We start from the raw sequence: 23,787 nt of genomic DNA, 5'->3' as shown, positions 1-23,787 counted from the left end.
CTAGCAAGCTTCGTAAAACTTTGGGAGGAAACGCATGAACATTCAAAAAGTGTTGATTGCCAACCGCGGCGAAATTGCAGTCCGCATTATCAGAGCCTGCCGTGAACTGGGTATATCCACCGTTGCGGTATACTCGGAGCCTGACCGGGATTCACTGCATGTCCGGCTGGCTGATGAAGCGTATTGCATCGGCCCGATGCCGTCCAAGGACAGCTATCTGAACTTTACCAATATTATGAGCGTGGCCACTTTGACCGAATGCGATGCCGTGCATCCCGGCTACGGATTTCTGGCTGAGAATGCGGATTTCGCGGAGATCTGCGAATCCTGCAACATTACCTTTATCGGCCCTTCGCCGGAGGCCATCACCCGGATGGGCGACAAGGCTGTGGCTAAGGAAACGATGAAGAGGGCCGGCGTCCCGATCATTCCAGGCTCTGACGGGCTTGTGGGCGATGTGGAGGAGGCTGTCATGCTGGGCCGCGATATCGGCTACCCGATCATCGTCAAGGCTACCGCAGGCGGCGGAGGCAAGGGAATCCGCATTGCCGAGGATGAGGAATCCCTGGTGAAGCAGATTACCGCTGCCCAGCAGGAGGCGCAAAAAGCCTTCGGCAATGCCGGGGTTTACCTGGAGAAATTCCTGACCGGCATGAAGCATGTGGAGATCCAGATTATTGCCGACAATCACGGCAATGTGGTTCATCTGGGGGAACGGGACTGCTCTGTGCAGCGCCGCCGCCAGAAGCTTATTGAAGAAGCACCCTGCTCCGTGCTGACCCCGGAAATCCGCGAAGCCATGGGCCAGGCTGCCGTCCGCGCTGCGCAGGCTGTGAACTATTCCGGCGCAGGGACGCTTGAATTTTTGCTGGGACCGGACGGTCAATTCTATTTCATGGAAATGAATACCCGGATTCAGGTCGAGCATCCGGTAACGGAGATGGTCACCGGCGTTGACCTGATCAAAGAAATGATTTCCGTGGCGGAGGGCAATCCGTTGTCGTTTACCCAGGAAGACATCAAGATCAACGGCTGGTCCATGGAATGCCGTATCAATGCGGAGGATCCGGAGCGGAATTTCATGCCTTCACCGGGCAAAATCGGCTTTTATCTGCCGCCGGGAGGACTCGGGGTGCGGGTGGACAGTGCGGCATATCCGGGGTACACGATCTCTCCTTTTTATGACTCCATGATTGCCAAGCTGATTGTATGGGCTCCTACCCGCCGGGAAGCTATCGCCAAGATGAAGCGGGCGCTCTCCGAATTTGCTGTGGAAGGCATACATACCACGATTTCATTCCACCAGAAATTGCTGGAGCATCCGGTGTTTTTAGATGGCAATTTTGACATCAAATTCCTGGAAGAGTATGAAATTTAGGACGGCTTTGCTTTGTTTGTCATAAAGTTCGCCAAATGATATAGTATGTTTAATAAGAGACGTGCTTTGCGCTTGGATTATTGAACAACTTTTTCTTTGAAAGGTGTGAGGACCACAATGAGTACATTGCCGACAGAATATGAACGTACGGAAATCGGTGAAATCCAGATCGCTCCTGAAGTGATTGAGGTTATCGCAGGTTTGGCAACCGTGGAGGTTAAGGGTGTGGCAGGCATGAGCGGCGGTTTCGCCGGCGGCATCGTTGAGCTTCTTGGCCGCAAGAACCTGTCCAAAGGCGTTAAGGTAGAGGTTGGACAACGCGAGGCAGCGGTGGATGTGTCTGTGATCATCGAATACGGCAACCGTCTCCCGGAAGTGGCGGCTGAAATTCAGCGCAACGTGAAGCGTTCCATCGAAACGATGACAGGCTTGACCGTTGTTGAAGTGAATGTGCATATCCATGATGTGCAGTTCCGCAGCAACAATACTGCAGAGAAGACCGAAGAGACGGATGCGGTTCTCCGCGTGAAATAAGGAAGCAGTTCATCCATAAACCCCCGACAGCACCGTCGAGGGTTTACTCTAATTTAAGGAGGTTATGTGACTCGTGGCCAAAATTTTGGACAGGCTTTTGCTGTTCCTCTACAGCTTATGCATCGGAATATTATCTGTAATTGCCATCCTCCTGTTAAGCGGTGCCATTCCAGACTCTTATGAAGCGCTGGACAGACCAGAGGCATATATAGCTGCAATCGCTGTGGCCGTTATTCTGTTCCTGCTCAGCATCCGTTTCTTCTACATTTCGCTGCGCCGTGACCGCGCTTCCCTGCCTTCGGTCGATCAGCGGACAGAATATGGAGATATTCAAATCTCCATGGAAACGATTGAGAATCTGAGCCTGAAGGCTGCCGGCAAAGTCAAAGGCATCCGGGATCTCAAGTCGCGCATCCGCGTCTCCCAGGCGGGCCTGGAGATTATGATCCGCGCCGTTGTCGACGGGGAGCATTCCCTGCCGCTGCTGACAACCGAGGTTCAGCGCCAGGTGCATGAATTTGTGCAGGAAACGACCGGAATTCCTGTAGCGGACGTGTCTGTATACATTGCTAACCTCACACAGTCTCCAAGCTTCAAAAGTCGAGTGGAATAGAGGTGAGTTTCCCTTATGTTCTGGAAAGCAGTATGGGAAAGTCACGGAGGTAGGATTGCCGGAGTCACCTTCGGTGTCGTTCTCGGGTTGATTTATCTGATTAGCGGTTTTTGGGATATGCTGTTCTTTGCACTGGTTGTGTTCATAGGATATACGCTTGGCCACAGGAAGGATACCGCCCAGCCGCCGCTGTTTCAGTGGCAGGAGCTGGTGCAGCGGCTGTCCGGGCGCTGGCGTCCCTTCAAATGAACCGCGATAGCTTTTCTCCCGGAGCCTGAAGCCCATACGTATGAGTTTCCTGATGCCGGAAGAAGGGCTGCGCGGTTTTTTTCGCTGCTGTCCGCTATGTTGTACGGGTTTCTGAAACCTTCACTTCTGAGTGAACAAACCTGAATTGCGGGTTCTCCACGCTGCCAAAATGCGATAGACCCCCTGCTTTGCTGAGCAAACGTTCAGTAAATGCAGTGCGAAGTGCGGTAAAGCCTCTTGCATTATGGAGCAAGTGTGTTGCAGTTTGTGCAATTAAAAACCTGTTATAATGCTTCGATGCTGGTTTAACTGTATTTCGTACAATTAAAATTAGCCACTAACGTAAAAATAAACTTTTTTCTGATTTTTAAATGTACGGAATACAATTGGGGATAGAATTTGCTCCTTTAAGCTGAAAATAATTGCATGAAATACAATTAGCCGCTTCTGCCTGATTATAAGAAACAATGAAACATCTAATAAAGTATACGAGATAAGATTGTAGGAGGAAATATATGAAAAGACGTTTAGCAAGAGAAATTATTGTCCAAAGCCTGTATCAGATGGAAATGAATGATGTAGAAAGCGCGGATGCGGTGGAGATGCTGATTGCCGAAGCGGCAGAAGAGAATGAATCTGAACATGTGATTACAGATGAAGTCGAGCTGAAGGCTTATGTAGTCGAGCATGTCAACGGCGTGTGGGAGCATAAGATGGCGATTGACGATATGCTGGAGCATTACCTGAAGGGCTGGCAGATGAGCCGTCTTTCCCGGGTGGACCGCCAGATTCTTCGTCTGGCCACCTTTGAGATGGTTTTTGCGAATGACGTGCCTGCCAAGGTTGCTGTCAATGAAGCCATCGATCTGGCCAAACATTTCGGCACTGAAGATTCCGGCAAATTCGTTAACGGTGTGCTGGGCAAGATGATTCAGGAGATCGATACGCTTAAGACCGAACTGTAGCAGCTGTTGACGTTTGTTTTTTTGCCTGACCCAGACATGATGTGCCAACTTCAGTCCAACTTTCAAAACAGATAAAGGGGAGAGAATTACATGACAGCAGCAATCATCAGCGGTAAACAAGTATCTGACGAAATTCGTACGGGCATTGCCCGGGAAGTTGCCCAACTGGCAGAACGGGGCGTAAAGCCCGGGCTTGCTGTTGTGCTGGTCGGTGAAGATCCGGCTTCCCAGGTCTATGTGCGCAACAAAGAGAAGTCCAGTACTGAGCTTGGGTTCCATTCGGAAGTACACAGACTGGATGCGGCAACTAGCCAGGAGGATTTGCTGGCGCTGGTGGCTGAGCTGAACCGCCGGGATGAGATTGATGGAATACTGGTTCAGCTTCCACTTCCGAAGCACATTGACGAGAAGGCTGTCATTAATGCCATTGCTGTAGAAAAAGATGTGGACGGCTTCCATCCGATCAATGTGGGGAATCTGGTCATCGGGGATGACAGTCTTCTCCCCTGCACGCCTGCAGGTGTGATCGAGCTGATCAAACGCACAGGCACCGGAATGTCCGGCAAGCACGCGGTCGTTATCGGACGCAGCAACATTGTCGGCAAACCGGTATCCCTGCTGCTCCAGCGCGAGAATGCAACAGTGACTATGTGCCATTCACGCACCGCAAATATCGCCGAGCTTAGCCGCCAGGCGGATATTCTCGTGGTGGCGATCGGCCGGGCCAACTTTATTGACGGCTCTTTTGTGAAGCCGGGCGCCGTGGTGATCGATGTCGGGATGAACCGCCTGGATAACGGCAAGCTTGCCGGAGACGTGGATTATGAAAGTGCGAAGGAAGTTGCCGGCTATATCACCCCGGTACCGGGCGGCGTCGGACCAATGACCATAACCATGCTGATGGCCAACACGCTGACTGCGGCTAAGCGCCGCCGCGGCCTGGATCAGGAATAGGCCGCATTCATGGCACCGGAACGGCAGGTCTACTCGATAAAGGAGCTTAACCGTTATATCCGCATGAAGCTGGATTCCGATGTGGTGCTCTCCGATGTATGGGTCCGCGGGGAAATCTCGAATTTCACCCATCATGGCAGCGGTCATATGTATTTCACGCTGAAGGATGAGAGCAGCCGGATCAAGTCAATCATGTTCGCATCGCATAACCAGCGGCTGCCTTTTGTTCCGAAGGAAGGGACGAAGGTTATCGCGAGAGGCAATGTGACTGTCTACGAGCGGGACGGGCAGTATCAGTTCTATGCTACGCATATGCAGCCTGACGGGATTGGCAGCCTATACCTGGCATATGAACAGCTGAAGAACAAGCTGGAGCTGGAAGGGCTGTTCGCGGCGGCACGCAAGCGGCCGCTTCCGCGGTTCCCGCGCTGCATCGGGGTCGTAACCTCCCCGACCGGCGCAGCTGTGCGGGACATTATCATCACGCTGCAGCGGCGGTTTCCGCAGGTGGCGGTGGTGCTCTATCCTGTCCTCGTGCAAGGCAAGGGGGCAGGGCCGTCTATTGTGAAGGCCATTCAGAATCTGAACGCGATGGGCGAAGCCGATGTGCTCATCGTCGGCCGCGGGGGCGGCTCCCTGGAGGAGCTGTGGGCCTTCAACGAGGAGGCCGTCGCCCGGGCGATCGCGGCCTCCGGCATCCCGGTCATCTCGGCCGTGGGCCACGAGACCGACTTCACGATCGCCGACTTCGCCGCCGATCTTCGGGCGGCGACCCCGACGGCGGCGGCCGAGCTGGCGGTGCCGCACGCCGCCGAGCTGGCGGCGCAGCTCCGCACGGCGCAGCAGCGCCTGCGCCAAGGGCTGCTGCGCCGCTCGCAGCGCAGCGGCGAGCGCCTCGCCTCGCTGCAGCGCTCGCTGGCGCTGGTCGGCCCGCGCCGCCAGCTGGCCCAGCACGCGCAGCGGCTGGACATGCTGCGCGCCGGGCTGCTCCGCGCAGCGAGGGACCGGCACGGCCGCGCGCGCGAGCAGCGGGCCGTGCTGCACCACAGCCTGCAGCGCTTCCACCCGCAGGCGAGTGTCAGCGCTGCGCGGCGGCGCACCGAGAGCCTCACCCGCGAACTCGCGGGTGCCATGCAGGTGCGCCTGCAGGAGAAGCGCTCGCGCTTCGCCGCCGAGCTGCGCCATCTCGATGCGCTCAGCCCGCTGAAGGTGATGTCGCGGGGCTACAGCCTTGTCTACGATGAGAAGGAAGAGCATTTAATCAAATCGCTGAAGGAAGTTGAGCTTGGCGATGTGGTCAACATCAAGCTGAATGACGGACAGCTAAGCTGCCAGGTGTGGGGAATGAGGGAGGATGGCATAACGAATGGCGAAGGAAGCTGAATTGGAACTGGATTTTGAGGGAGCGATGGAGCGGCTGGAAGAAATTGTGCGGGAACTGGAGCACGGCGACGTTCCTCTGGAAAAGGCAATCGATTTGTTTCAGCAGGGCATGAAGCTCTCGCAGCTGTGCGGGAACAAGCTGGAGCAGGTGGAACGCAAAATCGAAATGATCACCGAGATGGACGGCGAGCTGCGCAAGAAACCGTTCGGTGCCCGGCTGGAAGGTGACAGTGATGAGCCCGTTTGAGCCGAAGCAGGAAGCGGAGCCCGCCGGGACATCCTTGCGGCAGCCGCTGAAGGAATATATAGCCGAGATCAGCAGCCTGGTGATGAGCGAGCTGGAGGCGGCCTTGCCTGAAGAATGGAGCGTACCCGGCAATCTTAAGGACGCGATGAACTACTCGCTGCAGGCGGGCGGCAAACGTCTGCGCCCGCTGCTCGTCATCGCCGCCTGCGAGGCGCTGGGCGGCAGCCGCCAGGCCGCGCTGCCGGTAGCCGCTGCCATTGAGATGGTACATACCTACTCGCTGATCCATGACGATCTGCCCGCTATGGACAATGATGATTACCGGCGCGGCAAACTTACCAATCACAAGGTGTACGGCGAGGCTACGGCCATACTGGCCGGAGATGCGCTGCTCACCCATGCGTTCTACAGTGTTGTGCAGGCTTCGCGGAAGCATGGCGTGCCCGCAGAACACGCGCTTTCCGTTGTGGAGGACCTGGCGGAAATGGCAGGCCCGAGAGGAATGGTCGGCGGGCAGATCGCCGATATGGAAGGCGAGCAGGGCCTTACCAGCCTGGAGCAGCTTCAATACATCCACCGCCACAAGACGGGGGATCTGATTGTCTTTTCCCTGACGGCCGGGGGACGCATTGCCGGGGCGGACAGCAGGCAGCTGGAAGCGCTGCGCGATTTCGGCACGCATATCGGCCTGGCCTTTCAGATTCAGGATGATATCCTGGATCTGGTCGGGGACGAGGGCAAGCTCGGCAAAAAAACAGGCAGCGACCTCAAACAGCAGAAGGTCACCTACCCGTATTTTATCGGCCTGGACGCTTCCCGCGATGAGGTGAAGCGGCTGACGGAAGCCGCCCGCAGCGCTGTCCTTGAAGGCGGTTTTCAGGACAATACACGTCTCCTGGACATTGCAGACTACCTTATGAAGCGCGATCATTAGAGCAAATTCCGGAGCGGCTGTGTTTCGACAGCCGTTTCGTTTGTGTTATAATGGGGTTTATATATATTTTACAACATCTAGGAAAGCGGGGAATACTCGTGCTGCTTCCACAAATAAATGATCCTCAGCAACTTAAAGCTTTGTCAGTTGAGGAGCTGGCTACCCTTGCGGAGGAAATCCGCCGGTTTCTGATCGAGAAGCTTACAGCGACCGGCGGGCACCTCGGCTCGAATCTGGGGGTAGTGGAGCTCACGCTGGCCCTGCACTACTGTTATGACAGTCCCCGGGACAAAATGATATACGACGTAGGGCATCAGGCATATGTCCATAAGATCCTTACCGGCCGCCAGGACCGTTTTGACACGCTGCGCAAGAAAGACGGGTTGTGCGGTTTTGTGAAGCGGGCGGAGAGCGAGCATGATGTCTGGGAAGCCGGACACAGCAGCACCTCCCTGTCTGCGGCTATGGGAATGGCGATGGCCCGTGATCTGAAGGGCGAAGACAACAAGGTTATCGCTGTAATCGGGGACGGGGCGCTTACCGGCGGGATGGCGTTTGAAGCGCTTAACCATATCGGCCATGAACGCCGCAAGCTGATGGTTATCCTGAATGACAACGAAATGTCCATCGCTCCGAACGTAGGGGCAATGCATAACTATCTGAGCAAAATCCGTTCGGACCGCCATTATCTGCGCGCCAAGGATGAAGTGGAAGGACTCCTCAAGAAAATTCCGGCCATCGGCGGAAGACTTGCCAAGACAGCCCAGAATGTAAAGGACAGCCTCAAATACATGATGGTGCCCGGCGTGCTGTTCGAAGAGCTTGGCTTTACTTATCTGGGGCCGGTTGACGGCCATGACGTAGAGAAGCTGATCGATACCTTCCATCAGGCGGACAACGTATCCGGCCCTGTATTGGTGCATGTTCTGACTACCAAGGGCAAGGGGTATAAACCGGCGGAAACCGATTTTTATAAGTCACACGCCATTTCACCATACAAAATTGAGTCCGGCCAGTCTCTGAAGGCTGTCGGCAATCCGATGTACACCGAAGTGTTCGGGGAGACGCTGATTGAGCTGGGCCGTGAGGACAAACGGCTGATCGCCGTTACACCGGCAATGCCGGGCGGATCGGGCTTGTTCCCGTTCGCCAAGGAGTTTCCCGACCGGATGATTGATGTCGGCATTGCCGAGCAGCATGCGGCAACGCTCTGCGCAGCGCTGGCCATGGAGGGGATGAAGCCGGTTTATGCCGTCTATTCCACCTTTATGCAGCGGGCATACGATCAGATTGTGCATGACATTTGCCGCCACAACGCCAATGTCATGTTCGCCATCGACCGTGCAGGCTTTGTGGGGGCTGATGGTGAAACGCATCAAGGGGTATACGATATCGCCTTTATGCGCCACATTCCGAATATGGTGATGATGATGCCCAAGGATGAGAATGAGCTGCGCCACATGATGAAGACGGCGCTTGAATATAATGACGGTCCGATTGCCTACCGGTATCCGCGTATTGACGGCACTGGCGTGGCGCTGGACGCCGAGCTGAAGCCGCTGCCGATAGGCACCTGGGAGCGGCTGCGTCCAGGCGATGACTACGCGGTGCTGGCCTGCGGGCCGATGGTACAGGTGGCGGAGGAAGCGGCGGAGCTGCTGAGACGTGAAGGCATTCAGCTGGGGGTTGTCAACGCCCGGTTCCTGAAGCCGCTGGACAGCTCCATGCTGCTGGACCTGGCCCATGCGGGAACAGGGATGATTGTGCTGGAGGAAGCCTGTGAGGCGGGAAGTTTGGGCAGCGCTGTGCTTGAATTTTATGCGGAGCATGAAATTTATGATGCCCGGGTCCATTTGATGGGCGTGCCGGATATCTTTGTGGAGCATGGCTCGATCAAAGAGCAGCGCCAGCAAACCGGGCTGACCGTTGAAGCGGTAATCAGCCGTGTCAAAGCGATGAAGGCATCGAGCGCTTTTGCCTACAAGACGACTTCAACCTCCTGAACAGGATAGTCGAAGCAGTAACCCTAAGAATAACCGGGAGATGACCATGGAACACCCTAAGGAACGGATTGATGTGCTGTTAGTGGAACAAGGTTTTTTTGCGAGCCGTGAGAAGGCCAAGGCCGCCATTATGGCCGGACTGGTGCTTGCGGATGAGGAACGGATTGAGAAGGCAGGCATGAAGGTACCGCGCAGCGCGGTTTTGAGGGTAAAAGGAGCTGTGCACCCTTATGTCAGCCGGGGCGGCCTGAAGCTGGAGAAGGCGCTGCGGCAGTTCGGCATTGATCTGAACGGGCGCGTGATGCTTGATATCGGCTCTTCTACAGGAGGCTTCACCGATTGCGCCCTCCAGAACGGGGCGAGCCATGTCTATGCGATTGATGTCGGCTACAACCAGCTGGACTGGAGACTGCGCAATGATGAGCGGGTAAGCGTAATGGAACAGACGAATTTCCGTTATATGACCCCGCCGGACCTGCAAGGTCCGGTTCCCGATTTTGCCAGCATTGATGTGTCTTTTATTTCATTGAAGATTATTTTGCCGCCGCTGATCGCGCTGCTTGAACGTCCCGCCGATATCGCTGCCCTGATCAAGCCGCAGTTCGAAGCCGGGCGGGAAAAGGTAGGGAAATCCGGTGTGGTCCGTGAGCCTGCTGTCCACAAAGAGGTGCTGATGGGTGTGCTTGGCATGGCTTCCGGGCTGGGCTACCGGCTGGAAGGCTTAACCTTTTCCCCGATTACGGGGGGTGAAGGGAACATCGAGTTTTTGGCGCACTGGAAGCTGCTTCCTGACGCTACGGAGACTGGTGCATCCCGGACAGAGCTATCCTCAGATCAGAATACGCCCGAAGATTTCGCGGCGCTCGCCGATACCGTGATTCAGGAAGCGGCAGCGACCTTTAAAGTCACCCCTGGAAACTCATCGAAACGATGAGTTTCTTTTTGACTGGAAATATTGAACTTGAAATATTCCAATGAAGGGAGAAGTGGCGGAGGAGAAGTTTGGAACTGGAGGAGCGGTAGCGTCCGCCTTTGTCTGCGGATTTCCACCGTTAATAACGGTATATAATCAAGAAATCTGCAGATGGGCAGCGGCCGGAAGTCCAAACATTCTCTGGAGTCACGACCCATCCCAAATAGAAAATCACAAGTTCAATTTTTATAGGCACTTTTTTGCAAAATCACAAGGAATAAGTTAGTCTATCCTTAACTTCCTCCAGAGGCCGTCTGTAACTGTCAGATTTGGCTGGATTTCGGCGGCAGAAGCAGGATTTCAAGGGGCCTCGCGCGAATTATTCACCGAGGTGATGGAATTGGCGAGCTCTGATAAGGCCGTTATGGCGTTAATTGGACTGGCAGTCGCAATATTTGTCATTTACCGGATTTACATATGGCTGCAAAGCTCCCCGCGTTCGTTCATTAAGGACAAGCTGCCGCTCAATAAAGATATTTTGCCTCATCCCTCCATCGATTTGCTGGAAGAGGCAGGTTATGAGGTGATCGGCGGCAAGCTGAAGATTCCGTTGTCTTTTACAGTCAATGGGGCTTCCATGTACAGCAGGCTGTTCATCGATTATGTTGCGAGCAAGGAAGAGGACTCGTTCTATCTGGTAATTCTCTCCCGCCCGCGCAAAACGCTGGAATTCACCGGCAGCAGCCTCCGGGATTCACTTTTGCCCTATTTGCTGATCTATCCGGAATGCAGCGGAGTGCTGTATGTCAACACCGTCACGTCTGCCATTCATGAGATCCGGCTGGGCAAGGACGACGGGGAATCTACTTAAGCATTATATACTTATACATTTGGGAGGCAACAATGAAAGGTCACAGGCACATTAAGATACGTGAAATCATTACACAGCAGGAAATTGAGACACAGGATGATTTGGTTGAGGCGCTGCGCGAGGCTGGTTTTCAGGTCACCCAGGCCACCGTGTCGCGGGATATTAAAGAGCTTTTACTAATAAAAGTCCCTATGGACGATGGCAGATATAAATATTCCCTTCCGACAGATCAGCGTTACAATCCGACCCAGAAGCTGAAGCGTGTGCTGGTGGACAATTTTGTGCATATCGATTCCTCCGGCAACCTCGTGGTCATGAAATGTCTCCCGGGGACTGCCAACTCTGTAGCCGCGCTGATCGACAATATTGATTGGCCGCAGATTATGGGCACCATTTCCGGTGACGATACGATCCTGATTATCTGCCGGCAGCCGGAAGACAGCCATGACGTCATTTCGCAAATTATGGGATATATATCCTAGAGCCATAGATTTCTAAGCAATCATCTTTTCGGGGGTGCTGTATCCGTGTTAGAAACGTTATCGATCCGCAATCTTGCCGTGGTTGAAGCGGTGGAGGTGCATTTTTATCCGGGTTTTCATGTGCTTACAGGGGAAACCGGTGCAGGTAAATCGATTATTATAGATGCTCTTGGGCTGGTTGTCGGAGGCCGGGGCTCAGCAGATTCCATCCGCTACGGTACGGACAAAGCCGAGATGGAAGCGCTGTTCAGCCTGCCGGCCGCACATCCCGTATGGGAAACGCTGGAGCGTCTGGGCATTACGGCGCAGCCGGAGGAGCATCTGATTATCCGCCGTGAGATCACCTCCCAGGGCAAAAGCACATCGCGCGTCAATGGGCAAATGGTCAATCTCAGCATGCTGCGGGAAATCGGCGAGCAGCTGGTCAATATTCATGGTCAGCATGAGCATCAGAATCTGCTGAAGGCTGAGCGTCATCTGGGCCTGCTGGATACGTACGGCGAAGCTGTGATTGGTCCGCTCAAGGCCGATTATCAAGAGAAATATACCGCCTTTGCCAAGGTGGAAAAAGAGCTCCGCGAGCTGCAGGAAACCAGCCAGAAGGCTTATCAGATGCTGGATTTATACCGCTTTCAGCTGGAGGAAATTTCTTCCGCAGGACTAAAACCGGGCGAAGATGAATTACTTGCCGAAGAAAGGGTCAAACTATCCCACAGCGAGAAAATGATGGATTCGGTATCCGGCGCCTATGAGCTGCTGTATGACAGACAGGGGCTGGAATCCATCGGCAATGTGATTTCCCGGCTGGAGGATGCGGTACGATATGACGAAAAGGGTCTCAAAGGCGTGCTCGACCAGCTTCAGTCCTCTTATTACCAGCTGGAGGATGCCGCCTTTCAGCTTCGCGATTATCGCGAGGAGATCGAATTCAACCCGGCCAGGCTGGAGGATATTGAGAACCGTCTGGACCTGATCTCCGGGCTCCGGCGTAAATACGGCGACAGTGTAGAGCAGATTCTTGCCTATTATGAACAAATCAGCCATGAGACGGACTTGCTGGAGAATAAGGATGAATATATTGAGAAGCTGACGGTGAAACGCGATGGTCTGCTTAACATTCTTATGGAAGCGGCAGAAGCGCTGAGCCAGGCCCGGCGGCGGTGTGCGGCTGATCTGGCCGCTCAGGTAGAGGGTGAGCTGAAGGACCTGCAGATGGAACGGACCTCGCTTCAGGTCAAGATGGACATCCTGGAGGACCCGCGCGGCGTTGAATACCAGGACCGCCGGTACCGGCTGACCCGGCAGGGAATCGACAGTGCGGAGTTCATGATCTCCCCCAATCCCGGTGAGCCGCTGCGACCTTTAAGCAAAATCGCCTCCGGCGGCGAGCTGGCGCGGATTATGCTGGCGATGAAGAGCATTTTTGCCCGCCATGACGCAATCCCTGTTCTGATCTTTGATGAGGTGGATACCGGTGTCAGCGGACGGGCCGCCCAGTCGATTGCAGACAAGCTGTACAAGCTGTCGTCGACCTGTCAGGTGTTCTCCATTACCCATCTGCCGCAGGTGGCCTGCATGGCTGATCACCAGTACCTTATCCGTAAAAAGGTTGAAGACGGGAGAACGATGACCGAAGTGGAGTCACTGACAGCCGAAGGCCGGGTGATGGAGCTGGCCCGGATGCTGGGCGGTGTGGAAATAACCGAAAAAACCTTGCACCACGCACAGGAGATGCTCGGTCTGGCCGAGGCCAGCAAGGCGGCTGCAGGGTAAGCGGAACAATGATTAACAGTAATAAAAGCCTGGGGGCAAGGTTATCTTATAGGTACGCAATTGGCGACCACCTTTTTCGTCAAGCGAAAGAAGCAAAAGGGAGCGTGACAGCCATTGAAGCCGAACCTCAGGAAGTTAATGCCCGGCCTTTTATTCGCCTTTTTTCTCAGCTTATCAGGCATAACGGGACCTTCCCAGAGCTATGCCTCGCCTCAGGATAACCCGCTTGACCATGCCGTTCAGGGAGAAAACCGGGACCTTAGGGTAATACCGGGGGGACAGACAATTGGTGTAAAAGTGAAGTCCGCAGGCGTACTTGTTGTTGGCCATCATCTGATTGAAGTATCACAGCAGTCCAAACTTTCACCCGGAGAGAACAGCGGACTTCTGCCTGGGGATTTGATGATCTCCATCGATGGAGTGAAGCTGGACGAGGTCTCCAAGGTGGCGAAGCTGGTGGAGCGTGCAGGCCGGGCCCGCGAACCGCTGACCATTGTGTTCAAACGCGGCGGCAAAGAGCATATAGCCAAGCTGACGCCGGCCTACGACCGCAATGACAAAGTATGGCGGTTAGGGCTGTATATCCGCGATTCTGCGGCGGGTGTAGGCACCTTAACCTTTTATGCGCCGAAGCAGGGTGTATATGGTGCGCTTGGTCATGTGATCACAGACATGAACACCGGTACACCCATAGTTGTCGGCAGTGGACACATCGTACAATCCAGCGTAACCTCCATTTCCAAAAGCCAGGATGGCGATCCCGGCGAGAAGCGGGCAACCTTTTATAAAGAGAGCCAGGTTCTGGGGAATGTGGAGAGCAACACGGATTTCGGGATCTTCGGCAAAATGACCCGCAACCCGGATCACAGCCTGTACCAGGAACCGATTCCGGTTGCCATGAGCAATGAAGTGAAGGAAGGGCCGGCGCAAATACTGACGGTCGTCGATGGGCAGCGGGTAGAACGTTTCAATGTAGACATTATTCATGTAGCGCATCAGGAGACGCCGGCGACCAAAGGGATGGTGCTGCGTATTACGGACCCCCGTCTGATTGATAAGACCGGCGGCATTGTCCAAGGCATGAGCGGCAGTCCGATTGTTCAGAACGGCCGTTTGATCGGTGCGGTAACCCATGTATTCGTTAATGATCCGAAGTCCGGGTATGGCTGTTTTATCGAATGGATGCTAAAGGATTCCGGTGTAGTGCAGCTGGAGAATACTCTTCCCTATAATCTTAAGGCGGTTTAGCCTTAAGATTTTTTGTCGAAGCATAACGATAAATATCGAACCTTGAAACAAAACAATTAATTATAATCCAACACCGAAAAAAAATAAAGAAAAATAATTTTCGACAGAAGGATATTGAACAGGCATGTCGAAACTGTAAGGGAGCGAAGATAAATGATTATTTTCGAATAGCAGATATAAATAAGGAGGAAGCAGCCAGTGCAGAATATTGAAGTGTTGTTGGCCGATGACAACAGGGAGTTTACGAATTTGCTTGCCGAGTACATTACGGAACAAGAAGATATGACAGTAACGGGCATCGCCTACAATGGGGAAGAAGTGCTTCAAATGCTGAGCGAAGCCCGCAAAATTCCCGATGTACTTATTCTTGATATCATAATGCCGCACCTGGACGGTTTGGGTGTCCTGGAGCGACTCCGCGATATGGATCTGAAGCCTGAACCCAAGATCATCATGCTGACCGCCTTTGGTCAGGAGAACATCACTCAGCGTGCTGTACAGCTTGGCGCCTCTTATTATATTTTGAAACCGTTCGATATGGAGGTACTTGCCAACCGCGTGCGTCAGCTCGTCGGAACACAGGGCAGTATGAGCACTTCATCAAGCATGTCCAATTATACGGGGTCCAGATCAAACAATGTGGTGCCGCTGTCCAAGGGCAAAAACCTCGATGCCAACATCACGTCCATCATTCATGAAATCGGTGTACCTGCACATATCAAGGGCTATCAGTATCTGCGTGAAGCCATTACCATGGTGTACAACAATATCGAGATCCTGGGCGCCATCACCAAGACCCTGTACCCGGCCATCGCCGAGAAATTCAAGACAACGCCATCTCGTGTAGAGCGGGCTATCCGCCACGCTATCGAAGTCGCCTGGACCCGTGGCAATATCGACAGCATCAGCCACCTGTTCGGCTATACGATTAATATCTCCAAATCCAAGCCAACCAACTCCGAATTTATTGCCATGGTCGCCGACAAGCTGCGGATTGAGCACAAGGTGTCTTGAAGGGGTAAGGATCAGGATACGTAGATGGAACTAATAAATTTCTTGATTTTACATGAGAATTTTTGGGTCAGAGCCAACTATTAAATTGTGAAGATAAGTATAGATCCGCCACTTGATTGGTCGAGTAATTTGGCAAATCAGGAGGTGGATTTTTTTGTCATTTGAGATAAAAGAGGAGCTAATGATGATCAAACGGAGCAAGAAAGCTCCAGAGAGAAGAGGATTAAAAACCAGAAGAGGTTGTATTTTAGGAGCTAACAGAGAATACATTATATGATGATCATGTTAGCATCAAAATGACTTATGGTTCAGTCGGGATAAAATATATAAAAATATATGAATAAGAAAGGATATGCTAAGGATGCAGCCAGGATGTTAAGTAAAAATGATGAGGCTGAAGATGATGACTTGGAGCTATAAAAGTAAAAATAGTAATGAAAGAGGTTTTAAAGCACGTTTAATTGCTGTATACTATAAGTCAAAGGAGCCGTGCTGTGAACACGACTCCCCGAGCAATAGCCGCTTTTAAGGGCGACAGGCGTAATGATTAAGAAATTGGCAAATAAGACCGCATCCTTTTGGCAGGGCGGCCTTATTTGCGTTTATTGCTATTTATGACAAGGACAACTAATGTTGCGAACGCAATCATGAGTACCAGTGTTTCATAAACGCTCACGCGCATCACCTCCCTTCCGAGAGGCTCAGCCGACCGCCCTTGCAAGCCTATTCTATTGCTTCAGCAATTATATCATATTTTGTAGATGAGTGGCATTTTTTTCCGCTCTTATTTGCGTTGTTTTTATAAAAGGAAATTGTAAATGGTACAATGTCGGAGAGCTTACCCCGTTTATTCAGCAGCGATATTTTATTAACGAATCGGGTAAATATAATCTTATTTTAAAGCCACGCCAGTTAGGTTTTACTACAGCAAGCCTAGCCTACTGTTTGTGGATGGCTGTCAACAATAACCTATTTAACATTGATGATACCAAGGATTATGATCGGGCGATTTGCTTCATCACAAAATTAAGATAAAGGATGAACTGGAGAGGATAGTTTGTTTAAGGATAAAAAATATAAACTGCGATTTGAAAATTAAGCTATATGCTGTATACTATAGATACCAAAGGAGTCGTACATACGGCACGACTCCTCGAGCAATAGCCGCTTTTAAGGGCGGTAGGCTGCGACAGAATAATAATGGACAGAAAGTAGACCATGTACCTTTGCCGAGGGTGGTCTACTTTTTGTTGTGGAATGAAAGTATAAGAACAACCAAAGTCGCGAATGAGATCATTAGCGTCAGTGTGTCTTTAACTGTCATATAGGCAACCCTCCCTTCTATCGAGAGGTAGCCGACCGACCCTTTTAAGCCTATTCTATTGCTTGTTCGATTATATCATATTCTGATAGATGAATGGCAGATTATGCTGCTCTTTTTTGTGTTGCTTAAGAGAGAGGAGATGGATTATTTGTATTGAAATGGTGAGAGTAGGTAGTTAGAAAAACCATAAATCCCTTTCGGCCCGAGGGGCAACATGGACAGCATCAGCCGCCAGAACCCTGAGGATACGTATCCGGCTGGAAATCTGTTGTAAATCTGCTGTAAAACCCTTGTTTAACAATAAACCGCACAAGAATTTATCATCCCTTTATGCTTGGCAGATATGATGTACCCTATTGTGTTGTCTATATTTATACAAAAAACGACAATCTTAGGGAGGATTCTGCAAAGTGAAAAGGCATTTTCGACAGAGTACTGTGGCAATCATTTTTCTGTTACTTCTTTCATTGTTTCAGCCTGTGCTTCCCGCAGGAGCGGCGTTCGCCGGTCAGACGGCACCGGAATACGGCAAGGTCATTGATGCGCGCAAGACAGAGCTTGCGCCGGGGGCCGTGTACACATGGATGGATTTACAGAATGAACGGGGGCCGCAAAAGATACATACTGTGGAATTCAATCCGGCCAATGCCAATTTGAAGCTGCGGGCGGGAACGAAGAGCGGCAAGGTGTACGGTATGAAAGCCGTGACCGAAATGGCGGCTTATGCTGATGCGCCAGGAAGCCGCGTTATTGCCGGCATCAACGGCGATTTCTATGAAATCTCCGGCTTTGCCACCGGTGTGCCTAACGGCATGTTTATGGACAACGGTGTTATTTTGAATAGCGGATCGACCTATTCTTTCGGTGTAAAGGCGGACGGCAGCTCCCTCTACGGCACACCGAAGCTGACCAAAACCGTTACGATCGGCGGGAAAACCAGCAATTTGACCAGCATCAACCGCTACCGGAATAGTGATCAGCTTGTGCTGTACACGGAGAATTACAATACCAGCACGAAATCGGCCAACGATGGCGACGAGGTCGTATTGGATGTCATTTCCGGTGAAGTGAAAAGCGGCCAGACACTGAAGCTCAAGGTGTCCGAAATCCGCAGCAATCAGGGTGATACGCCGCTGGCTCCAGGCACAGTGGTGCTGTCTGCAAGCGGTGCATCGCGGCCGCTTCTGGCAGGACTTGCGCCCGGAGATGAGGTAACGGCTTCCTTTGCCCTGGACGGTGAATGGAGCGAGGCTGCCCTTATTATCGGCGGCACAGGACCACTGGTGAAGGATGGTGTGGTGCAGACCGGTGTCGGACCTGAAGGGGTTCATCCCCGCACAGCCGTTGGAACGAAGGCGGATGGAAGCATCGTGCTGTTCGAAATCGACGGCAGAGCGCCGGGGTTCAGTGAAGGTGTCGAGACGGAAGAATTGGCCGCAATCCTCAAGGATCTTGGCGTAGTCAACGCCATGAACCTGGATGGCGGCGGTTCCTCTACTTTCGTGGCCAGAATGCCCGGAACCAATGGTGTAAAAATGCTGAATCAGGGCTCTGACGGATATGAACGCAAGACCGGCAACGGCCTGCTGCTGGTCAATGCGGCGCCCGAGCTGAACACGGCGTCCAAACTGGCTGTTCAGCCAAGTGCCGAGCGGATTTTGCAAGGCTCCAGCTTCACCTTTACGGCGGCGGGAATGGATGCTAACGGGCACCCGGCTCCAATTCCGGGAGCGCTGAATTGGCAGATTGATCCGGGCCTCGGGAGCATCGACGAGAAAGGGGTTTTTACGGCCGGTACGGCTGCAGCCTCCGGCAAGATCAGCGCAGCAGCCGGGGCTGTCCAAGGCAGCAGCGATATTGAAGTAGTAGACGAGCTGACCGGGCTGAAATTCCCTGACCTTATCAAGACCTACACCTCCGGCGCGACAGCAAAGCTGACGGTGAAGGCATTGCGGAACGGGCAGGTCATCCAGGCGGATAACCACAGCTTTAAATGGAGTGTGGAAGGCAATATCGGAACGGTGGATGAGAACGGCGTATTCAAGGCAACCAGCGAGAATGGCCAAAACGGCAAAATCATCGTCCAATACGGCACCGTTGAGGCTTCCTTCGAAGTGAATGTAGGCCTGCCTCCGGTTGTGCTGGAGGATTTTGAAGCGGGAATCGGCAAATATGCTGCCTCCAGCGCAAAAGCCAACAGCGTGGCTATCTCGGAAGTAACGGATCAGGATTATATCCGGGGTGGTGATAAGGCGCTCAAGCTGGAATATGATTTTGTTAACACTACAGGTACTTCCGGAGCATACGCCGGGGCAAGCTCGATTGCGAACCGCATTCAAGTTCCCGGCTATCCGGAGAAAATAGGCATGTGGATCTACGGGGACGGGCAAAAGCACTGGCTCCGCGGACAGATGCGTGATGCCGACAACAAAGCGTTTGCAGTCGATTTTACCGATCAGGTGCAAGGGGTGGACTGGAAGGGTTGGAAATACGTTGAAGCCTCTGTTCCGAAGGGGAAAATGACACCGCTGACCATGGACCTGCCAGTCCGCTATATGGAGACTAGCAACCTGAATAAAACCGCCGGCGCCATTTATGTAGACGACATCCGTGCGGTATATGGCCCATTAAATGAGGATATGGCTCCTCCTGTAATTAAAAATGAGTACCCTGCGGCCGGGGAGATCGTGAAAACGGCAGCGCCGACCCTTTCCATGAACGGTGAGGACGAAGGCTATGATCCGGTCGCCCATCCCGGCACTACGCTGATTGATCCGGGTAAAACCCGGCTGTACGTGGACGATCAGCTGGTCGAGCATGGATTCTACCCGCCCAAAGGGCAAATTACGTACAAACCGAAGACGGCTCTTGCGGAAGGACGGCACAAGGTAAAGCTGGCTATCCGCGATATGAGCGGCAACCAGACGATTAAGGAATGGTATTTCATGGTGAACCTGGGTTCGCCGTATTATGTGTACCAGGCCCCGGACGTTTTGTTTGCAGGCGGAACCTATACGCTGGACATCAAGGCCGAGAATGCGGATAAGCTGAAGGAGGGACATATCGAGTTTGCTTTTGATCCTGCGGCTGTAACGGATTTGCAGGTCATCCGGGGCAGCAAGCTGTCAGAGGAACAGATTAATCCGGTTATTGATGCGGGGCGGGGCACCGTGCGCCTGAATCTGAACCGCATGAACGAGGCCAGGCTGGACGCTTCCGACCTGATCGGGCAGATCCGCTATACCGTAAGAGGGGACTATGTCGGCCCGTACACCCTGGAGCAGACGGTGAATGAAGTTTCAAAGGCGCTGGTCATTGAAAATACGTCCGGCTCTGTCATCTCGACGGAAGGCAGCGGCCAGCCGATCAGCTTTATCGGGGCACCTGTTGCCGCATCCGTCAAAACCAGTCTAAAGCTGAACTGGAACCATTATAATATCGCCAAAGGGTATGAAGCGGCTTTTACTGTAAATGAAGCTGAGTCCGGTGCCGCCGTGCAGGGGGCCAGTCTGCTGATTAACGGAACCGCCGCAGAGGCTGTTTCGGATGGCAGCGGTACGCTGATTACAGGAGCGGCAACCATGACGGAAGGAACCTTTAGGGTACAGGCGGTAAAAGACGGTCTTTACAGTCCAGTAATGACCTTTAAGGTGGCTCCATATGACGGAACTGCTGCACCGCGCAACGTGAATGTTACGATGGGCGCGGACACCGCGACCTCCCGCCAGTTCACCTGGCAGACAGATCCGAATACCACGGACAGCGTCGTTGAACTGATCAAGCAGGCGGAATTCACAGGTTTTGAAGAGGGCAAGGGACTGCGGATCGAAGGCAGCAGCTACATTTACAACACCAACAATGACGGGACTATGCGCGTCCATAAAGCAGAGGCCACCGGCCTTGCGCCAGGAACGAAGTATGTTTACCGTGTTGGTGACGGAAAAGGCAATGCTAGCAGCCAAGGCACTTTTACAACGGATGGCGGCGGGCGTGAGTCTACCAAGTTCCTGTTCATCGGTGACTCCCAGGCGGATAGCAAAGCGGGCTTTGGGCTGTGGGGCACCACCCTCCAGAAAGCGTTCGAATATATGCCGGATGCCGAGATGCTCGTCCATGCCGGTGATATGGTGGACAAAGGCTTTGAGCAGGAGCAGTGGAACTGGTGGTTTGAAGCCGCGCAGCCGCAACTGCTGAACACGACGCTGGTGCCCATTATCGGGAACCATGAAGTGATGGGCACGAACGGCGACGGCGACTATCTGGCCCAGTTCAACAATCCGCAGAATGGGGCGGACAGCGTTAAGGGCAGCAATTATTCCTTTGATCTCCAAGATACGCATTTTGTCGTGATGAATACCGAGCACGGAGCAGCCGAAATGACCGAGCAGGCGGAGTGGCTGGACCGCGATTTGACGGCCAGTGACAAAAAATGGACCGTTGTCTTTTTCCACCAGGGGCCTTATGGCAGCATCTATTCTAATGAACGCGTGCAGGCAACCTGGGTGCCTGTCTTTGACAAGCACAAGGTGGACCTTGTGATGAACGGGCATGACCATATTTATTTGCGGACCTTCCCGATGAAAGACGGCAAGCAGGTGTCCGATGGCCAGGGAACCCGTTATGTCATCGGCGGCTCTTCCGGGCCGAAGTTCTATGCGTTGACCGAGCGTTTCTGGCAGGAAAAAATCTATGATGAAGATGAGCAGATTTTTACTGCAGTTGAGATTAAGGACCGTGAGCTGACTGTTGTCGCCAGAACAGTGGCCGGGGCCGAAATCGACCGTCTGGTCATTGCCAAAGCGCCTCCGGAATCCGTGACACTGGACCGTACAGCGGTGGATATGGAGCCTGGGCAAAGTATACAGCTTCAGGCCGAGGTGCACCCCGATGACGCCAGTACCAAGAAGGTGAACTGGTCCGTTGTTTCAGCAACACCGCAAAATTCCGTAACGGTTGACACGTACGGGCTGGTCACTGCGGTGCAGGCGGGAACAGCCAAAGTAAGAGCGACAGTGGACGGATATCCGGCAATTTATGCGGAAAGTACAATCACGGTAGATCAATTGCAGTCCCTCGCTTTACAGGGCAAGGGCGTGCTTCAGGCAGGCCAAAGCGACCGGACTGTGACAGAAGCGGTGTATGCTTCAGGCAAACGGTCATTCATTACGGAAGGTCTGCGGTATTCCAGTCTGAATCCGGCCGTTGCGTCCATCGACGATCAAGGGACGGTGCAGGCGTTAAGCCAAGGCGCAACGGTTATTTCGGTAACCTACCGCGACTTGACCGCGCATTATGATCTGACTGTAACGCAGGGCGGTGAAGCCGTCATGACAGGCATTGCTATCAAGGGGCCGGATATACTCCGGCCGGGAAGCAGCGGAACGGCTGTGGTCCATGCCGTTTACAGTGACAGCAGCACGGCGGAATTGACCGAAGGTGTTGTTTATAGCACTTCGAATCAGACGGTGGCCGTAATTGACGAGAGCGGTGAAATTCACGCTATGAGCGAAGGAACGGCAACGATTCGCGCAGAGTACGGCGCTATGGGCGCGGAGTATGTGCTGAAGGTAACAGCAGGCGAGCCGGGCCCTACTACGGAGCCGACGCCACAGCCGACAACGAGTCCAGGGCCGACAGCGAGTCCAGCTCCGACGCCGGAGCCAACCTCCCCGCCATCGGGAGGGCAGCCTGTAGGGACGGCAGCGCCGACGGCGCAAGCTACGACAGCGGCAACGCCGGCAGCATCGTCGGCGCCGGGCGTTGTAAGCCTGACGGCGGCCCAGTTAACCGGCAGCCAGAACGCAAGCAGCGGGATTGCCATTACCGTTGACGGGGAGCTGGAAGAGCTCCAGCTTCCAGGGAATGCAGCGGAGCTGCTGGGGCAGGCATCGTTAACAGTAAATGCCGCTAATGTGAGCATCACCATTCCGTCTGCTGTATTGGCGGAGCTACGCGGCAAAGCCGGTGACGGGGCTTTTGCAGGCAGCAAAATTTCACTGAAAGCGACAGCTGTTCCAGGAGCAGCCGCCAGCAGCCTGCTGGCCCGTGCCGGTAGCCTGGCGGGAGCCGAGCTTCAGGCCGTTGGTGTTGTGCGGGAATGGTCGCTCAGCATCGTAACAGAACAAGGCCGGTCATTCGGGCTTGGGCAATTCTCACAGCCGGTCACGATTGCTTACGAAGTAAATGCAAATGTCGACAGAAGCCTGCTGGGTCTGTATTATCTCAGCGATGACGGCAGGCTGGAATATGCCGGCGGGCAATGGGTGGACGGCAAATGGGCTGCAGCCGTCAGCCATTTCAGCAAATATGCCGTATTGCAATATGACAAGACCTTTGCCGACCTCCCGGCAAGCCATTGGGCGGTAAAAGCCGTGAAGCAGTTGGCTGCCAAACAACTGGTGCAGGGAACTTCGGCCGGGCGGTATGAGCCAAGCCGGGCCATTACCCGCGCCGAGTTCACCGCGATGCTGGTCCGGGCGCTGGGGCTGAGCGGCAAGGCATCCTCCGCATTCGCGGATGTCCGCGCCGACAAGTGGTATGCCGGTCCGGTCGGCCTGGCTGTCCAGGCAGGGATTGCCACCGGCCAGTCGGCGGCGAAGTTCGCGCCGGATGAAGCCATCTCGCGCCAGGAGATGGCGGCGATGCTGGTACGCGCTTACGGCTACGCGGCGCGCAGCGGGGCGGCGGCAGATGCTCAGGCTGCCGCCTTCACCGACATCAGTCAAGCGCCGCAGTGGGCCCGCCAAGCGATTGGCGAAGCGAGCGCCCTAGGACTTATGCAAGGGCGCGGCCAAGAGCAGTTTGCGCCGCAAGAGCAGGGCACCCGCGCTGAAAGCGCGCAGATGCTGCTGAACCTTTTGGACAAATTGCAGAAATGATTCTCCTGCTCCACCGTATAAGCT

The 23,787-nt window shown here is 53.7% G+C and carries 19 protein-coding genes; 17 read left to right on the top strand and 2 right to left on the bottom strand.

The window, feature by feature from the left end; genetic code table 11:
• Positions 1-34: 34 nt before the first annotated feature.
• The 16 genes from accC to spo0A all read left to right on the top strand — a co-directional run bounded on the left by accC (position 35) and on the right by spo0A (position 15,561).
• Positions 35-1,378 carry an acetyl-CoA carboxylase biotin carboxylase subunit gene (accC, locus tag PRIO_RS23055; RefSeq protein ID WP_046504879.1) on the top strand — a complete coding sequence of 448 codons (1,344 nt, stop codon included), beginning with the start codon at positions 35-37 and terminating at the stop codon, positions 1,376-1,378.
• Between the two features lie 117 nt (positions 1,379-1,495).
• Positions 1,496-1,912, top strand: a complete 417-nt coding sequence (locus tag PRIO_RS23050) for an Asp23/Gls24 family envelope stress response protein (RefSeq protein ID WP_020426558.1) — start codon at positions 1,496-1,498, stop codon at positions 1,910-1,912.
• A gap of 73 nt (positions 1,913-1,985) precedes the next feature.
• Positions 1,986-2,525 (top strand): alkaline shock response membrane anchor protein AmaP, encoded by a 540-nt coding sequence (gene amaP / locus PRIO_RS23045; protein ID WP_020426559.1) that lies wholly within the window; start codon positions 1,986-1,988, stop codon positions 2,523-2,525.
• Between the two features lie 15 nt (positions 2,526-2,540).
• A complete protein-coding gene (locus PRIO_RS23040; RefSeq protein WP_020426560.1) occupies positions 2,541-2,774 on the top strand; it encodes a DUF2273 domain-containing protein in 234 nt (77 codons plus the stop codon).
• Positions 2,775-3,289: 515 nt separating this feature from the next.
• A complete protein-coding gene (gene nusB, locus PRIO_RS23035) occupies positions 3,290-3,739 on the top strand; it encodes a transcription antitermination factor NusB (RefSeq protein ID WP_020426561.1) in 450 nt (149 codons plus the stop codon).
• 90 nt (positions 3,740-3,829) lie between these two features.
• Entirely contained in the window at positions 3,830-4,693 is an 864-nt protein-coding gene (folD, locus tag PRIO_RS23030; protein ID WP_020426562.1) for a bifunctional methylenetetrahydrofolate dehydrogenase/methenyltetrahydrofolate cyclohydrolase FolD, read from the top strand.
• Between the two features lie 9 nt (positions 4,694-4,702).
• Complete coding sequence (gene xseA, locus PRIO_RS23025; protein WP_046504874.1) at positions 4,703-6,076, top strand: exodeoxyribonuclease VII large subunit; 1,374 nt, start codon at positions 4,703-4,705, stop codon at positions 6,074-6,076.
• Positions 6,060-6,323 carry an exodeoxyribonuclease VII small subunit gene (gene xseB / locus PRIO_RS23020; protein ID WP_020428430.1) on the top strand — a complete coding sequence of 88 codons (264 nt, stop codon included), beginning with the start codon at positions 6,060-6,062 and terminating at the stop codon, positions 6,321-6,323. Before xseA ends, xseB begins: the two co-directional genes overlap by 17 nt.
• Complete coding sequence (locus tag PRIO_RS23015; protein WP_046504871.1) at positions 6,310-7,257, top strand: polyprenyl synthetase family protein; 948 nt, start codon at positions 6,310-6,312, stop codon at positions 7,255-7,257. Before xseB ends, PRIO_RS23015 begins: the two co-directional genes overlap by 14 nt.
• A gap of 98 nt (positions 7,258-7,355) precedes the next feature.
• On the top strand, positions 7,356-9,260 hold the full coding sequence (dxs, locus tag PRIO_RS23010) for a 1-deoxy-D-xylulose-5-phosphate synthase (protein ID WP_020428432.1): 1,905 nt from the start codon (positions 7,356-7,358) through the stop codon (positions 9,258-9,260).
• 46 nt (positions 9,261-9,306) lie between these two features.
• On the top strand, positions 9,307-10,194 hold the full coding sequence (locus PRIO_RS23005) for a TlyA family RNA methyltransferase (protein WP_020428433.1): 888 nt from the start codon (positions 9,307-9,309) through the stop codon (positions 10,192-10,194).
• A gap of 379 nt (positions 10,195-10,573) precedes the next feature.
• The gene (locus PRIO_RS23000; protein ID WP_141639095.1) at positions 10,574-11,044 is read left to right on the top strand and encodes a hypothetical protein; all 471 of its coding nucleotides are present in this window, start codon (positions 10,574-10,576) and stop codon (positions 11,042-11,044) included.
• Between the two features lie 32 nt (positions 11,045-11,076).
• Positions 11,077-11,526, top strand: a complete 450-nt coding sequence (gene ahrC, locus PRIO_RS22995; RefSeq protein WP_020428435.1) for a transcriptional regulator AhrC/ArgR — start codon at positions 11,077-11,079, stop codon at positions 11,524-11,526.
• A 45-nt stretch (positions 11,527-11,571) separates the two neighbouring features.
• Positions 11,572-13,299: a DNA repair protein RecN gene (gene recN / locus PRIO_RS22990; protein WP_020428436.1), complete on the top strand. Its 1,728-nt coding sequence runs from the start codon at positions 11,572-11,574 to the stop codon at positions 13,297-13,299.
• Positions 13,300-13,437: 138 nt separating this feature from the next.
• Positions 13,438-14,547, top strand: coding sequence for a SpoIVB peptidase (spoIVB, locus tag PRIO_RS22985; protein ID WP_020428437.1), 1,110 nt, complete (start codon positions 13,438-13,440; stop codon positions 14,545-14,547).
• Between the two features lie 198 nt (positions 14,548-14,745).
• Complete coding sequence (gene spo0A / locus PRIO_RS22980) at positions 14,746-15,561, top strand: sporulation transcription factor Spo0A (protein ID WP_020428438.1); 816 nt, start codon at positions 14,746-14,748, stop codon at positions 15,559-15,561.
• 592 nt (positions 15,562-16,153) lie between these two features.
• Here the strand turns inward: spo0A and PRIO_RS37500 are convergent.
• Positions 16,154-16,243 (bottom strand): putative holin-like toxin, encoded by a 90-nt coding sequence (locus PRIO_RS37500; RefSeq protein ID WP_407944469.1) that lies wholly within the window; start codon positions 16,241-16,243, stop codon positions 16,154-16,156.
• Between the two features lie 558 nt (positions 16,244-16,801).
• Positions 16,802-16,885: a putative holin-like toxin gene (locus PRIO_RS37495; RefSeq protein WP_353953970.1), complete on the bottom strand. Its 84-nt coding sequence runs from the start codon at positions 16,883-16,885 to the stop codon at positions 16,802-16,804.
• Positions 16,886-17,322: 437 nt separating this feature from the next.
• Here PRIO_RS37495 and PRIO_RS22975 point away from each other — a divergent pair, with 437 nt between their 5' ends.
• The gene (locus PRIO_RS22975) at positions 17,323-23,763 is read left to right on the top strand and encodes a phosphodiester glycosidase family protein (RefSeq protein ID WP_167345657.1); all 6,441 of its coding nucleotides are present in this window, start codon (positions 17,323-17,325) and stop codon (positions 23,761-23,763) included.
• Positions 23,764-23,787 lie beyond the last annotated feature (24 nt).

The organism is Paenibacillus riograndensis SBR5 (assembly GCF_000981585.1).
In the GTDB taxonomy this organism is placed as follows: Bacteria; Bacillota; Bacilli; order Paenibacillales; family Paenibacillaceae; genus Paenibacillus_AQ; species Paenibacillus_AQ riograndensis.
This window is presented reverse-complemented; position numbering and strand designations above follow the sequence as displayed.